The sequence below is a fragment of the Psychrobacter sp. GP33 genome (assembly GCF_014119005.1).
In the GTDB taxonomy this organism is placed as follows: domain Bacteria; phylum Pseudomonadota; class Gammaproteobacteria; order Pseudomonadales; family Moraxellaceae; genus Psychrobacter.
The window spans coordinates 115210-131164 of record NZ_JACGYX010000005.1; the positions used below are offsets into that span (position 1 = coordinate 115210).

14 protein-coding genes are annotated in these 15955 nt (G+C 42.0%); 7 read left to right on the top strand and 7 right to left on the bottom strand.

What is annotated here, in order from left to right; all coding sequences use genetic code 11:
- Window positions 1–49: 49 nt before the first annotated feature.
- From minE to H2245_RS08295, 5 genes are all read right to left on the bottom strand, one after another.
- Window positions 50–337, bottom strand: coding sequence for a cell division topological specificity factor MinE (gene minE, locus H2245_RS08275; protein WP_182406933.1), 288 nt, complete (start codon window positions 335–337; stop codon window positions 50–52).
- A gap of 2 nt (window positions 338–339) precedes the next feature.
- Entirely contained in the window at window positions 340–1152 is an 813-nt protein-coding gene (gene minD / locus H2245_RS08280; protein WP_182406934.1) for a septum site-determining protein MinD, read from the bottom strand.
- A gap of 327 nt (window positions 1153–1479) precedes the next feature.
- The gene (gene minC / locus H2245_RS08285; RefSeq protein ID WP_182406935.1) at window positions 1480–2382 is read right to left on the bottom strand and encodes a septum site-determining protein MinC; all 903 of its coding nucleotides are present in this window, start codon (window positions 2380–2382) and stop codon (window positions 1480–1482) included.
- Window positions 2383–2637: 255 nt separating this feature from the next.
- Window positions 2638–3720, bottom strand: a complete 1083-nt coding sequence (locus tag H2245_RS08290) for a hypothetical protein (RefSeq protein ID WP_310734126.1) — start codon at window positions 3718–3720, stop codon at window positions 2638–2640.
- A gap of 287 nt (window positions 3721–4007) precedes the next feature.
- On the bottom strand, window positions 4008–4973 hold the full coding sequence (locus H2245_RS08295; protein ID WP_182406936.1) for an acyltransferase: 966 nt from the start codon (window positions 4971–4973) through the stop codon (window positions 4008–4010).
- A gap of 484 nt (window positions 4974–5457) precedes the next feature.
- On the opposite strand from H2245_RS08295, the gene H2245_RS08300 reads away from it, so the two are divergent.
- The 6 genes from H2245_RS08300 to H2245_RS08325 all read left to right on the top strand — a co-directional run bounded on the left by H2245_RS08300 (window position 5458) and on the right by H2245_RS08325 (window position 13315).
- Complete coding sequence (locus H2245_RS08300) at window positions 5458–6111, top strand: OmpA family protein (protein WP_182406937.1); 654 nt, start codon at window positions 5458–5460, stop codon at window positions 6109–6111.
- A 320-nt stretch (window positions 6112–6431) separates the two neighbouring features.
- Window positions 6432–7880, top strand: a complete 1449-nt coding sequence (locus H2245_RS08305; protein ID WP_182406938.1) for an imelysin family protein — start codon at window positions 6432–6434, stop codon at window positions 7878–7880.
- A gap of 315 nt (window positions 7881–8195) precedes the next feature.
- The gene (locus H2245_RS08310) at window positions 8196–9815 is read left to right on the top strand and encodes a di-heme oxidoredictase family protein (RefSeq protein WP_182406939.1); all 1620 of its coding nucleotides are present in this window, start codon (window positions 8196–8198) and stop codon (window positions 9813–9815) included.
- Between the two features lie 134 nt (window positions 9816–9949).
- Window positions 9950–11098, top strand: a complete 1149-nt coding sequence (locus H2245_RS08315; protein WP_182406940.1) for an imelysin family protein — start codon at window positions 9950–9952, stop codon at window positions 11096–11098.
- Window positions 11099–11203: 105 nt separating this feature from the next.
- A complete protein-coding gene (locus H2245_RS08320; protein WP_182406941.1) occupies window positions 11204–12601 on the top strand; it encodes a DUF1513 domain-containing protein in 1398 nt (465 codons plus the stop codon).
- A 48-nt stretch (window positions 12602–12649) separates the two neighbouring features.
- Window positions 12650–13315, top strand: coding sequence for a M48 family metallopeptidase (locus H2245_RS08325; protein ID WP_182406942.1), 666 nt, complete (start codon window positions 12650–12652; stop codon window positions 13313–13315).
- Between the two features lie 66 nt (window positions 13316–13381).
- On the opposite strand, the gene H2245_RS08330 is transcribed toward H2245_RS08325, so the two are convergent.
- Window positions 13382–14293 carry a hydrogen peroxide-inducible genes activator gene (locus tag H2245_RS08330; RefSeq protein WP_182406943.1) on the bottom strand — a complete coding sequence of 304 codons (912 nt, stop codon included), beginning with the start codon at window positions 14291–14293 and terminating at the stop codon, window positions 13382–13384.
- Window positions 14294–14588: 295 nt separating this feature from the next.
- On the opposite strand from H2245_RS08330, the gene ahpC reads away from it, so the two are divergent.
- Window positions 14589–15155: an alkyl hydroperoxide reductase subunit C gene (ahpC, locus tag H2245_RS08335; RefSeq protein ID WP_182406944.1), complete on the top strand. Its 567-nt coding sequence runs from the start codon at window positions 14589–14591 to the stop codon at window positions 15153–15155.
- Window positions 15156–15344: 189 nt separating this feature from the next.
- Here the strand turns inward: ahpC and H2245_RS08340 are convergent, their stop codons facing one another.
- A complete protein-coding gene (locus H2245_RS08340) occupies window positions 15345–15593 on the bottom strand; it encodes a YdcH family protein (protein WP_182406945.1) in 249 nt (82 codons plus the stop codon).
- Between the last annotated feature and the right edge of the window lie 362 nt (window positions 15594–15955).

Here is a 15955-nt window from a genome sequence, read left to right on the forward strand (position 1 = left end):
AGGGCTTTTTAGTCGTATCATGCAATGAAAATACGCTTATTTTTTAAGCTTATTTCTTGTGCTCAGGTAAGCTAATATTCATTTCTAGCACATCAAGAGTGTCTTCATGGCGGTGATTAATATTAACGTCATCAATCTGTACGCCATTGACGTATTTATTAACCACTTCTAATATTTCACGTTTCATTTTCTCGATACGATCGGCGGTTAAGCGGTTATTTAGACGGTTTTCAGTAGCAACAATTACTTTGAGACGCTCAGTTGCCATATTAGCACTGCCCGCATTGTTGTCCTCTGCACCGAATAAATTACTCCAAAATCCTTTTTTCTTACTCATTATTAACCCCCAAACCAGCGCTGTAAGAGACTCTTCTTCTTCACGTCAATATGACGTAGTGGTCGCTCTTCCCCTAAGAAGCGGGCGACGATATCGTCATAACATTGACCAGCAACTGAGTCAGTATAATGAATGACTGGCTCACCATGGTTCGAGGCTTCAAGTACAGAATGACTTTCAGGAATGACACCTAATAAAGGCACTTTTAAGATGTCATTAGAGATGGTTTCAATACTCATCATCTCGTTGGCCGCAGCGCGCTCAGCATTGTAACGAGTAATGATCAAATGCTCACGCACCGAACCTTGGTTTTCAGCAACCTTTTTAGTCTGACTTTGCAAAATGCCGATGATGCGATCAGAGTCACGGACTGAAGAAATCTCAGGGTTGGTCACAATAATGGCTTCGTCAGCATGATACATGGCAAGCTGTGCACCGCGTTCAATACCAGCAGGAGAGTCGCAAATGATATAGTCAAACTCTTTAGAAAGCTCTTCCATCACGTCCGCCACGCCTTTATCAGTGAGCGCATCTTTATCACGTGTTTGGCTCGCGGGTAGAATAAATAAATTCTCCAGCTGTTTGTCTTTTACCAAGGCTTGAGACAAGCGCGCATTACCACTGATCACATCGACGAAGTCATAAACGATACGATTTTCACAGCCCATAATCAAATCTAGATTACGCAAGCCCACATCAAAATCGATAACCACTGTCTTATAGCCACGCAATGCCAAACCGGCAGCAAAAGAGGCACTGGTCGTGGTTTTGCCCACACCGCCTTTACCTGAAGTGATTACAACAATCTTTGCCACAATGGCACGCTCCTATCAATCAATGAGATATCTGTTCAAAAGAACAGCCGTTTTGCTTATTACAGATGACGCTATTACTTATTACGAATTCTTTCACTTAAGAGCAGCAAAATGACCGATTTATACGCTTATATAATACGTGAATTTTGCCATCGGTATCTGCTCTCTGAGCATGCAAGCCTAGCATAAATAATGAGGAATTTATACCATGTCAGCAGCAAACAATAAAAAGCTTTTAAAATAAAGCCGTTGCCATATGGCAGCTCATTAATAAGCTTTATATTACGCCAGTTTTTAGGTATTTTTTTTAATCATTAATGGCTTAATTTAGCTATTATCAATAACTTTGAAAACTAGACCTTTACCCTCTACAAAGCTTACTTGTACGGGCTTATCAATCACATCCGCTGGTAAGTTATCACGTAAACAATAGGTGCCCGCGACTGAAACCAAAGACGGATTAAACATCTGGCAGAAAATACGTGCGTCTTTATCACCTGTTGCGCCTGCTACCAAACGCCCTTGCGCGCGCCCATAAACATGTAGGTTGTTATCCGTAATGGCTTCAGCGCCACTATTGACACTGTTGGCAACGATTAAATCCCCGCCGACATGGTTTAGGCTTTGACCCGAGCGCAGCATTTGGTCATAAATTAGGCTAGTAATGTGTTCAACGCTGAGTAAGGTCTCTGGATGATTGGCAACATTATTTGCAGCTGTTTGAAGGGTTGTGTCTGTAATGCTTTCAGCCTTGTCTACCGCATCATTCCCAGTCGCATTATTCACGGCAGCATCACTTTCAGCAATACCATTTTCCGAAGCATTATTTTCGTTAATAGGAGTTGCATTATCTTCTGGCGTTTGGCTAAGCTGCGCCGTTGCTTTTTTGCTCGGTAAGATACGTTCGATACGTTTACCATCAGCCGGAAATATCGCCAATCTTTGCTCGCGAGCTTGTGGCTCAAGTACACCCGCTAACACACCAATCGGCTGTAGCCCCCAAGACCATAATAAATCTACCAATGCGGATAAATCTTGCTCAATGTCGCTGTCGATAACCACAGGAATATTACTGGTTTTATTACTGAGCATACCGGCAAGCTGGCTATCAATTTCGGTCAAATCGTCAGTGTTGATTTGCAAACGCGAAAAGGTCAGCATTTTGCCGTAAAACGTCATGGCTTGGTTGCTATTGCTTGGAATTTGCATGTCTGTATCCGAAATCGTCATTAGGTCAGTCCTTAAAAGTTACCTATATTAGAGCTGCAATCACGGCACAGTTAATGACAGTTTTTATTATTAAAAGTATGGTCGTCAGGTGAGTGATTGCTATGTGCTTATACTGTTTGCTTAAGATATATAAAAATTATTTGATTGATGAGCAGTGTACTAATAGACCTTAGCCTTCACAAGCCCTCAAGCGTATAAAAGACAATAAGAGCAAAAGATAATAAATGCTGCCACTCTTTCTAATTAAAACACTTACTAAAAATCAAGTAAATCTTGATGCTTCCATTGTTGTACTTTTATCTGCGCTTCAAACTCAGACAAACTATCAGCAATGATGCTGGCGATGAGCGTTTCAAGTGCGCTGTTGTCAGTATTAATATACGCCACGCTATGGGCGATACCTGCCATTAGACTGTCGATACGCTCTGCATCAAGTAGGCGTGCGTTGATAGAATGAACGACATTTTCGCCAACATTATGCCCAATCTGCAACAGTTGAGCTTCAATTAAGCCACCAGCAATCGGTATCATGCGCAGCAAGCGGTGCAGCTCAGGCGTATTTTTAAGTCCATCTTGAATCGCACTACCCACTTCGCTAGCAATCAGCTGTCCTGCCACTGATTGTCCAGTAAGCTTTTGCAGCTGCGGTGACAACTCTTGACGTAACATGGAGAGGAGCGTCGCTTCAATCTCATTCCGATTGCGACCTATTGTGGACTGAATCAAAGATTTTTGCATTTTAGGATCGGTCAGCTGCTCACGATAGCTGTGAATCGTGGTCAAAATCACGCGGTCAGACAGCTCTTCTAACAATAAATTAATATAAAATTTAATCCGATTCAGCCACGGTTGCGGCAACACTTGATAGCCCAACTGATATAAGCGGCGACCGATAATCACCACGCGAAATAAGCGCAGGGCACGCAGCTGCGGAAAACAGCCTAGCACCTCATACCAATGCACAAAGGGGAAGAAAAACCAGCGATAATACACTTGCTGCTTGATTGCCACCGCCCAACGTAATAGCAGCTCGATAATCAAAAAGACAGTAAAAAATCCACCAGCTGTGCGTAGCGGCTCATGTAAAGTAAGCTGATACCACGTCAGCCAATCGCCAATCGCTAACCAATTTGCGGTATTAACACTAAAACTGCTTATCAAAATCGAATCAATACTAATCAATAGTAAATCAATACTGATGGCGATAATCATCACAATGTCATAAGTGAGTTTTAAGCGATTGGGCGCTGGACGCTGCGGTTTTAAGGGCTGCTCATTCATTTGATTTGGCAAAGGATTGGAGTCTATAGGTGAATTGGCATTACTCGGAACGGACACAGTCATGCCTTATGATGGTTAGAAGTTTAGTAAGGTATTGGTAATATCGTTATGCAAAGTATCATTACTTATAAAAAATAGCATGATTCATAAACTTGACCTATAAGAAGTGCTTTAAGCTAACTACTATTTCAAGTTAAATACTAATTGTCATTATAAACGAAAGTTTTTCAAAGAGAAGACGCCGAAAAAGCATATAGCGGAGAAGATGTGGATGTCGCCCTTCATCTTCTCTATATTTAACTAAATAAACGACTGGTTTCTTTATATTAATTTTAAACTAGCATTTACAACACCGCATCACTCATAGACGATTCTTCAAAATCCGCCAGCATCTGTGCAATGCGCTTGTCTTTTTGCTGCCATGCCTCATCAAGCCATTCATACAATTGTGCTTTAATATCTTCATCAGTGTCATAACTACCACTTTCAATGGCGAAAAATAACGGCTTTGGCATCTCAATGTAGCGCACATCAACTCCTAAGCGTTTGATGTTGCCTTTCCATAAATCACCATAAGTAGGCACGCCGTCCGGATAGACAATGGTCATATCTAAAATGCCGTCGATTTCTGAGCCTAACGCATTGATTGCCAATGACAAGCCGCCTGCGCGCGGCTTTAATAGATGCTGATACGGTGACTGCTGTTTCTTATGTTTGGCTTTAGTAAAACGTGTGCCTTCCAAATAGTTAAGCAGGGTAAAGGGTTTGCTTTTCAGCAGCGCACAAGCACGTTTTGCTTCTTCAATATCCTGTCCCTTGAGTGCTGGGTTTTTAGCAAGCGCTTCTTTTGAATGACGGCGCATCATTGGGAAATCTAAAAAGTAAAAGGCTTGCCCAATCACTGGAATATATATCAGCTCAAATTTGGTAAAAAACCGCGTTAATGGCAAACGGTTCTCACTGATATATTGCATGATACTGGTATCTACCCAAGACTGATGGTTGCTCATCAGCAGATACTTACCATCCATATGTACATCGTCAGGCAGTGTAATGCGCCAGTCTTTTTTTGGCAAAATATTATTAATCAGCGCATTGTTACTATGAATCCAGTAATTGGTCACTTTAATCAAGGCATCATCTGCAACTTGTGCACCAGTTAAAGTTTTTGCCGCACCCATCAACCAGATAGGTAGACCTGCGCCCAAACTATTCACTATAATGACACCGGTAGCCGTCGTTAATGAGGCGACTTTACCCAGTTTAGGCGCGCGCTGATGCAATTTTTGAATGGCGGAGGTCAGTTTCATATTAAATCCTTCTCTAGATATCAGTCCAACATGACGACGTTAAGCAGTCTCTCACTAAAAGCTGAGCGGTCATCATTCAAGTTGAGAGTATCTGTTAGTACTTTATGTTAGGACTTACTTTTATTAAGGTCACAGCTCTAAAAAAAGTAGGTTAAAAATAATTTTAGACAATTTTAGCAGAAATCAAGTCCAGTGTACGACTGTAACGTGACTGGTAATAACATGCGGGTAGTCATTTTTAAAAAATTGCTAATCATGTTTAATTGCAAAATAGTTGAAAGAGAAAGCAGGTAGACAGATATTCTGTCAAAGGCGTAAGATACCCTGCACATCTTATACATAGATGTGACAAAATATTACACAGAGATAGGTTCGGCTTGCGATAATAATCATAAGTGTTAAAAATAAATAATAATTCATTCAAACACGATACTTGCAAATGTGATATTTGTTACATCAAATTGTTTATTAAGAGGAAAGTATTATGCGTAATCAAATGATTGTTTTAGCTGTCGCTTCAGGCATTGCACTAACTGGTTGTGCTGTTGATCCAAGTACTGGACAACAACGTATCAACAAATCTGCTATTGGCGCATTAGCTGGTGCTGCAGGTGGTGCTACTATTTCGAAAGCAACTGGTGGTAGCAAGACTGGTCGTGATGCCGCTATCGGTGCTGCATTGGGTGCTGGTGTTGGTTATTACATGGAGCGTCAGGCTCGCCAGCTTGAGCAACAAATGGCAGGTACAGGCGTGACTGTTAAGCCAAATGCTAATGGTAATATCGACTTGGTTATGCCGGGTAACATTACTTTCTCATTTGATGATGCTACTTTGAATAACTCATTCAAACCAACGTTGAATAAACTTGCGTCAACGATGAAGGAATACAATCAAAATACCGTTACTATCGCTGGTCATACTGATAGTAGAGGCGATGATTCTTATAACATGCGCTTGTCACGTGATCGTGCGTATGCCGTTGCGAACTACTTGACAGCGCAAGGTGTTGCCTCTAACCGTATCAATGTTGTGGCTTACGGTGAGTCACGTCCTGTTGCTGATAATAACAGTGAGTACGGACGTCAGCAAAACCGTCGTGTTGAGCTAACGGTTAATGCACCTAACAGCGTACGTTAATTAATACTTGGGTGAATACTAAGTTTAGGTAAGTAGATACAGTTACTTAAATTAGGTAAACGCTTAAGTTAAAATGATAAAAAGGTCGGCTATCAGCTGACCTTTTTTTATGCGTAAATTTTGACAATTTCTTCATATTTACCAGATTAGCGATTATTGTCATTCGTTGAATTTTTTTAGGTCATCAGTTAAACAAGTCATCATTAATTTAAATTTGATAATAGTTATCAATAACATTATAATTTACAGCACTTTTAAGAAGCAGAGACTCTGCCTTCTCATCTCATTTTTTGATTTACTACCCCTTATAAAGGACGCATATGCCTATCATCGCAGCGACAAGCCGTAAGATATTGCCAACCACTTTAGCAGCGGCACTTGCTGCCATGTTGATGGTGTCAGGATGTACCAAGCAAAGCTCTGACGATAAGGCGACAGAAACACAGGCAGAAACAGCACAAGGCAGTGCCACTACTAAAACGCCGGCTGCGGATCAGGCCAATGTCGATCGGTTATTACTCAGCTATTCTGATATGGCGCAGGCTGCTTATCAAGATTCGCTTGAAACTGCAAAACAGCTACAAGTGGCAGTCAATACTTATGTCGATGCCCCAACTCAAGCCAATCTCGATGCGGCAAAAGCATCTTATAAAGCAGCACGTATACCATATTCACAAACGGAGGTTTTTCGTTTCGATGAAGGTTTTGTCACTGCCGATGATAAACGCGCGATTGGCAGTATCGATGGTTGGGAAGGACAGGTAAATGCTTGGCCACTTGATGAGGCACTGATTGATTATGTTAGCGACAGCTATGAAGGTGAGTATAAAGAAAAAGACAATATCATCAATAGTGACAGCATTTCTGTTGGCAGTATCAAACAAGATACCAAAAACATTACCCCTGAGCTGTTGGCAGACATGAATGAGATTGGTGGTAGTGAAGCCAATGTCACTACAGGCTATCATGCGATTGAGTTTTTGTTATGGGGTCAAGATACTAATGGTGTTGGCGAAGGCGCGGGTAATCGTCCGGTTAGCGATTATATGACTACAGAGGGCAAATGTACCAGTGGTGAGACAGTAAATACCGATGAAAGCACTTGTACGCGCCGTGGTCAATATCTTAAAGCAGCATCGCAGTTATTGGTTGACGATTTAACCGCCATGGAAGCTCAGTGGCAGCCAGAAAGCGAAAATACGCTACGTAGCGACATTATGGCACGCAAAGGTAATAATAGTCTGCGCCAAATTCTGTATCAAATGGGTAGCTTGGCATTGGGCGAGCTTGCCTCTCAGCGAATGCAAGTGGCATTTGTCACCGGCTCTACCGAAGATGAGCATGAGTGCTTTAGTGACTTGACCCATCTAAGCTATGCTAATAATGCACGCGGTATCCAGAATATCTTTGATGGCAGTTATAAGACGGTGGCAGGTAAGAATGTTGGTGGTTATGGTATCAAACAGTATCTGATTGATACCAATCATAAAGATGCAGCGGATAAGCTAACCGCTGACTTTAAGCTTGTAGAAGATGCCTTTAATGTTATCGTCGATAAAGGGGAGAAAGAAGGTATTAAAGTCGATCAGATGATTGCAACCGTTGGGCAAGCAAGTAAATTTGGCATTTCAGCTGAAGAGCAAAATATGCGTCGCGGTTTAATTGAAAACGCTATTAATGGTTTAAAAGCGCTAACGGGAGGCATTGAAACGGCTGCAAGCGCTGTAGGTATTGATAACTTAGATGCGGATGCTGGAACACAGTTCTAGGTTAAGACTTGTATTTTATTTATGGTCTTTTAGCTGGTGCATCTTAACTAAAGTGCCTACTTAGTTCTTTATAAGATAATGAGAACGTTTTTCATAGACCAAAAAGTTAGGTATAATAGACACGTTGTCAATTGTGGTTGGCAACGTGTTTTTTATACCGTATTAAAATAGCCTGATAGGTCAACGATTTGTATATATGTGAATATATATTGATATAAAGGTTAAAGCTGCTGACCCTATCGACTAAAAGTGACTCACTTTGTAACATGCGATTTTAATGGTTCTATCCTTGATTAGAACAAAGGTAACTTTTTTATGCCCATCATGACAGCCAAGCGTTCTACTTTCTCTCTCTCTCCAGTGCGATATCTCTCTTCATCTTCTTTTGCCGTTAGTCTGTTTTGTATTCTATCTTTAGGAGGTTGTCAGCAAAAGGATAGTGATAGTCAAAATCAACTGGTATCTACCGAGCGTGCACAGACTATTGAAGCGCTTGCGGGCGTGCCGATGCAGCAACTGATAACCTTTGATCCGCAAGAGATTAAACAGGGTGGGGATACGGGGATTAGTATTATCAGTAGTGAGAGTTACTCGATGCCTTCATCAAACTTGACCGCATCGCGCAAAGGTGACTTTTTTGTGGGTAATGCTTTTTTTAAGCAGCCGTGGGTGATTGCGCCTGCTAGTACCGATAGCCGAGATGGACTCGGCGCATTATTTAATGTGGCGGCTTGTCAGTCGTGCCATATCAAAGATGGGCGCGGTCATGCACCGATGACTAGTGATTCCGATGCCGATAGTTTACTGATTCGTCTTGCCATGCCAGCAACTACTGATGAGCAGCGTGAACAATTACGAAACTCACTTATCGAAAAGGTTGTCCATCCTATGTATGGCGGTCAACTGCAAGATCGCGGTATCCAAGGTGTTCCAGCTGAAGCGCGTATTAAAATACAGTGGACGGATAAGCCTGTTACCTTTGCCGATGGTCATGTTGAAAATTTACGTGCGCCAACCTTTCATTTAACCAATCCTGGATATGGTGCATTTGATAATGAGCTGATGGTATCACCGCGTATTGCTTTGCCAATGATTGGACTTGGTTTACTGGATCAAATTCCTGATGCCGATATCAAAAAACAAGCCGTCAATAATAAGAAAGCCGATAATGTGGGCACTCTTATTCGAGGCAAATTTAACTTAGCTATGGATCCGCAAACTGGCAAGGTTGGGCTAGGGCGCTTTGGCTGGAAAGCCGGACAAACCAAGCTGTTAACCCAAAATCAAAGTGCCTTTAACGAAGATATGGGGCTGACTTCAAGTATTCGACCGCATGAATCCTGTATGCCAATGCAAACTGCGTGTCTTAAAGCAACGACAGGTGCGGATGAACAAGGCGATGGTAAACCTGCGGTAGAAGTCAGCGATGAGGTAGCGAAATTTGTAGAGTTTTATACCCGTAATCTTGCCGTGCCACACCGCCGCAATGCTGATGATAAGCAAGTGCTGGCAGGTAAAAAACGCTTTTATGACATGGGCTGTCAAAGTTGCCATACGCCACGCTATCAATTACCAAAAACGGATGATGATCATCATGAGCAGCATGGGCAAGTGATTTATCCGTATACGGATCTGTTGCTTCACGATATGGGTGATGATTTGGCAGATCGTACTATTGCTGGCAAGCTGCCACCAAAAGACGCGCAGGTTGAGTTTTTAGCCAATTCGTATGAATGGCGAACACCTGCACTATGGGGCATTGGGCTGGCGCAAACCGTCGATTCACAAGCTACCTTTTTACACGATGGACGCGCGCGTACGTTAATGGAAGCAGTATTGTGGCATGGTGGGGAAGCGGCTAAGCAGCGCGAGCAGGTATTAAAACTTGATAAAAAAGGTCGAGCTGAGCTGAACGCATTTTTAAAGTCGCTATAGGCGAACGATTAACGCCACTGCTGAGCACATTGCTTAGCAACAGGTAAATCATGAAATGGCTGAAGTACGGTTATCCGCTTTATTAAGCCATTCATATTAATTAATAATCATATTGACATCATACCGAGAAACTTATGAAAAAGAACCATGTCTTAGCAATGGCACTATCAGCACTTAGTGCGGGGCTTTTGATTAGCTGCGCCAAACCCGCTGAAGATAATAAAGCCACTGATACGGACAGTCAAAAAGTGGCAAAAAATTCAGTAACAGCCAACGATAGTAAGGGCGCTGTACAAAATGCCCCGATTACACCTGTGACAATAAGTGCTGAAAGCGAAAAAACGTATCTCACCCATGTGGCGAAAGATATGGTCATTCCTGCCTATGCCGACACGGTAAAACAAAGCGATATATTACATAAGTTGGCGCAGCAGCATTGCCAAAAAGCGCCCGTCAGTGGTGCTGACCTACAAGCGTTGCGTCATCAGTGGTTGCTATTAGCGCAAGCATGGGCAGGCGCTGAAATGATTAACTTTGGTCCTGCTACTGAAAGCATGAGCAACCTATATATCAACTACTATCCCGATGAGCGTGGTTTGGTTCATAGTGGGGTGGCTGACCTAATTGCGGCTAACCCTAACTTAACACCAACCCAATTGGCAAATGAGAGCGCTATTGTCCAAGGTGTACCAGGCTTAGAGGAAGCGCTGTATGCCAACGACAGTTTAAACGCGGCACAATGTGCTTATGTGATCAGTGCAAGTAGTGCATTAAGTAGCCGACTACAAGAGATTGAAAGCAACTGGCAACAAAATGCTATGACGTTATTAGCTATTGATAAAGCTGATAGTAACGATGATGGTTTGAATCAATGGTTTAACTCTTTACTTGCTTTGGTTGAAAACATGAAGACCATTGCCATTGATCAGCCGCTTGGTCTGACGACGGGCAAAGCCAAAGGTCACCTCCCAGCCGCTACCGCTGGGCAAAGCCGCGCTATTGTCACCGCTAAATTGGCAATGCTGAATAAAACCCTGACTGATCCAGTGTTGACTGCAATCCTTGGTAGCAATAATGAAAGCAACGTTGGGAATGAATTAGCAACAGCTCTGGCTGACACCACAACGTTACTGGCGCAAATGCCGGAGGATTTAGCGACTGCAGATAAAGCGACCCAGCAGCAGCTTTTTGATCAGATGACAGCAATTACTCGTTTACTTAAGCGCCAGCTAATGCCGACACTGGGAATGCGCGTAAACTTTAATAGCAATGATGGTGATTAAACTATTAAATTATTAAATTACTAATAAGCTAATAATTAAAATAGTGCCACGAGGAAATGACAAAATCCGTGCCCAGTGTGTTAAGTGAATAAAGGTGTTTATACCATGGCGAAGTCTCCTATCTATGAAGTACTTACTACCACTGCGCTGACGGCGCTGGGCACGGTATCTTTGGTTGGTGTTCACCATTACTATCGCAGGATGACGCAGCCTGAGGCACGATTACAAGACTACGTAGAAGGGCTGGTAGCATTAGGTGGGCCGCGCTTCACTGATGCCACTCAAAAATCCCGTACGCACAAGACAACAACAGCGCATATCACAACCATGCATCCGCGTCCTGTTTGTTGGGTAAGTGGGATTGCCGCCATGCCGAAGCCAAAAAAATCAGCGCCTCTTAAAGATGATGACAGTAACTATGATGAAAGCGACTGTGATGAAAGTAACTTTGGCGTCGTTGGTATCGATGCCGATCGACAAATCGTTTGGCAAACCACCATGCCAGAACGTGTCCATGATATCGTCGTTCAACCTATTGCTAAAGATAGCAGCAGTAAAAAGAATGCGTATAAGCGTGATGTCGTCGTGATGGGGCGTCGTCCAAGCGAATGGTTCTGGGTACTAGGTACTGCTAATGGGCAAGTAAAGTTTGCGATTCAAGCGGAAGTTAATCGCCATTTTTATGGTCATGCGTGTTATAGCTTAGACGGCACTCTGTTGTATGTCACTGAAAATGACACCGTTAATCTAGTGGGTACAATCGGTGTTTATAAAGTTAATAAAGGCTATCAAAAAATAGCAGAATTTGACGCTTATGGTATTGGTCCACATGAGCTTATTATGCATCCTGATGGCGAAACCCTGATTATTGCTAATGGTGGTATTAAGACGGAAAAAGCCTCGCGGGAAGAATTAAACTTAGACAGCATGCAACCATCATTGGTTTATCTCAATCGCCATAATGGCGCATTATTAGAGCAAGTTGCCCCTGAGCACAAGCAGATGAGTGTCCGTCATTTAGCCGTAAATCATGATGGTATGGTAGTAATTGGGATTCAATTCCAAGGTGACAAGCATATCAATGTGCCGTTAGTACTGACTCATCAGCGCGGTGAGAATGAACTTAAACCATTGCTTATGCCAAACAATCAATGGCAGCGTTTTCATCATTATATTGCCAGTGTGGCGGTGGATAATGAGCATAATCTGCTCTGTGCCACTTCACCATTTGGCGGCTGTGCGGCTGTTTTTGACTTAACGACGCGTGAGCTTATTAGCGCAGACAGTATTTCTGATTGTGCTGGCGTGTCAGTATTGGCTAGTGAAATGCAAGCAGGATTTATAGTTAGTGATGGTCTAGGGCAGTTAACAACGTTACATGTAACTGACGATGTTGCTAATAATATGTCTAATAATGATAAAAAGAATCCATTATTCAAGCGCACTATTAAAAATAGCCAAACTCATACCATGTCATTTGACAATCATTTACAAGCGCTATAACCGTTAAGAAAAACAGCCATAAAGCTATGATAAAGGTCTGAGTGATATATGGATAACACCAGTTTGCCTCAAGGATACAGACATCCCTTATTACAAGGTATCGTGGAGAGACTCGCTCATGCCAATATCTGCTTACATATTACTAAAAAGAGCGTTAAGAATATTAATTTTCGTCTAAAGCCTTATCATTTGGCAGTTTCAGTACCGATTTATATTAGCAACGCTGAGCTCGCCCAAGCAGTTGAGCGGCGCATATCATGGGCATTAATCCATCATCCGCAAGTGCTAAAACGTCACCAGCGTATTAGCAAAGAGATAGACACTCAAGACAGTTTTTTATTGTGGGGCGAGCCACAATCGAATACGTTCAATCAACATGAAAAATTAGCTTATTATCGCTGGCAATTATCTATCGTGATGTCAGAATTGTTTGCAAAATGGCAACCAATCGTGGGCGCGTATGCCAATGAGACGCGCATTAAAAAAATGCAGACGCGATGGGGCAGTTGTAATACTCGCGCTCGACGCATTTGGCTATCTGTCCACCTGCCAGCTTATCCTATTGAGTGTACCGAATACGTGATAGTCCATGAATTGTGTCATCTACATCATGCCAATCATAGCCCAGCCTTTTGGCAAACCGTAGCGACAGCAATGCCAGACTATTGCCATTGGCATCATATGCTGGCAGGTAAGTCTGGCAAGTTAGATTAAAGTGTTAAGTCACATTGATAAGTTAAAGTGTCGTAATCAGCAGTTAAGACTAAAGCATTAAAAACCCTATTCCGCTGTATTTGCCGCCTCTGTAAGCGCTTGCTTAAAGACTTTACCCAGCAGATTAACATCATCAACTCGCGCATAATTAAGGCGCGTGACAAAGGCAATATGACGGTGTGGTCCTGCTTCGGCTAAGGGGATAGCAACCGCATTTTGGTTTTGCAGATGCAACTGATTGAGTGCCATTTCTGGCACCAATGTCGTGCCCATATTTGCCAATGCCATCTGAATAAGGGTGTTTAAACTTGCATCAGAAAAGCTTGATTTCATTTGTTCGCGGTCAAAATGACATACCGATAACGTCTGATCCGTCAAGCAATGCCCTTCACCAAGCAACATCAGATTAGCCGTTGCCAACTCATCGGCATTAATGGTTTTAAGGGTTGCATGCACATCATCTTGTGGGAAAACAGCAAAAAAATCTTCGCTCCAAAACTCAAAACTATGCAGACCATCTACCGCATAAGGCAGAGCAATAATCGCCGTATCAATATGACCGTAACGTACTTGTTCAAGCAAGCGCTCGGTTTGCTGCTCAACTATCGACATCCGAAATTCTGGATAATGCTGTCTGAGCGCAGGCAATACTTTCGGTAGCAAATAAGGCGCAATCGTTGGGATAATGCCGACGGTCATCGGATAAGCAAGCGGTATCTGATGACTGTGCGCGCGCGTGGTCAAGTCGTTAATCTCAGAAAATACTCGCTGGGCGCGTGTTAAGATATCTTGCCCAATCGGGGTAATCAGTACCTGCTTATTATTACGCTCAAAAATCTGCGTATCCAGCTGTTTTTCTAACTCTGCAATCCCTAGACTTAGCGCAGATTGTGAGATATTACAGTCTTCTGCGGCTCGTTTAAAGTGACGATGTTTCGCCACCGCTAAAGCAAATTCAAGTTGACGTAAAGTAATCATAAGGGCTCTTTTTTATTAAGGTTTTAACAGGCTTATCGGGAGTGAATAACCCTTTAAAAGTGATTTATATTTGGCTAATATAAACAGTCAGTCTCGTTGTATGATGAGAAATACTGGTTAGAATAGTTTAACAAGTTTGATAAAACAAAACATCATATTAAAAACTTTTAACTGGATTAACCCTAAAATTCACGTATAGTTTGTCAAGTAAGTTGTTTAGTCAGTTGACTTTAATATAAACGGTTCGAATGACTAAATAAATTAATATCATTAACCAACAATAAAGGAGCCACTCATGGCGTCTATTATCAATCAAGAAATTCCAGAATTTTCAGCACAAGCTTTCGTTAACGGTGAGTTCAAAACCATCACTTCAGACGACGTGAAAGGCAACTGGGCGATTTTCCTATTTTACCCAGCTGATTTTACCTTTGTTTGCCCAACTGAACTTGAAGACATGGCGGCTCATTATGACGAGCTACAAGGTTTGGGCGTAGAAGTATACTCAGTATCAACAGATACTCATTTCACCCATAAAGCATGGCATGACTCTTCAGACGCCATTGGTAAAGTACAATACCCAATGATTGGCGATCCTACTGGTAAAATCACTCGCGGCTTTAACGTAATGATTGAAGAAGCAGGCTTGGCTGAGCGCGGCACGTTCTTAGTTGATCCAGATGGCTTTATCCAAGTGGCTGAAATTCATGCAGGCGGCATTGGTCGTAGCGCAAAAGACATGCTGCGTAAAGTAAAAGCGGCACAATACGTGCGTGAGAATGACGGTGAAGTGTGCCCAGCAGCATGGGAAGCTGGTCAAGCAACGCTAAAACCAAGTCTTGATTTGGTTGGTAAAATCTAAGCAGTTACTATTTAAGTTATGACCATTGTATTAACGGTTATAAGACTGAAAAATGATTGTAAAAGTAATTGTTAAAAAAGACCCCACCAGCACTGGCTTGTGGGGTCTTTTTATTGGCGTATTATCAATAGATATCAATATTCATAACGCGTTTATAATTATTATTATAATTGCCACTAATGCTTATCGTTAGGCACTGGTTTTTAAATTATTATTTTCTAGCGCCCTATAAATTTCATCTTTAAGATGCAGTTTTCGCCTTTTCATTTGTTCGATCTCTTCTTCTCTACTCGCATGCAGCACCACATCTTTTTCAAGCTGATTGATTTGTTGATCCAGCTGCGTATGCTCATCAAAAATAGTCGCGAAGTGGCTGTCTTTTAGCTTAAGTTCAGCGATTGCTTCGCGGTTGTCTTGCCAGGTCTCAGTCTTTCTCATGTGATCATCCTTGTAATTAAAAAAAGGGTAATTAGACGCAAAGGGTGTAAGGAGCAGTTTGCCACCTTACTAACCCTCATACTTGAAAAAAGGGTTTTGGCTATTTAATGGTAATGGCTATTTAATCTTAATGATTACAACAGGTACTGCTTTTTAATGAGGTAAATGAGTTTATTAATATAAGCTAATAATACTCACTAACCTCTATCGAGTGTAGCGAAATAAAATGACTTGCGCTATATCTATCCTAAACAATGCTTATTACTAATTGGCTGTATATTGATATAATGATATTTTAAAGGGATATTGATTTGTTTTATAAAACATAGGCTTTAAATATCTGTGCTTGCCGAAATCCTGTT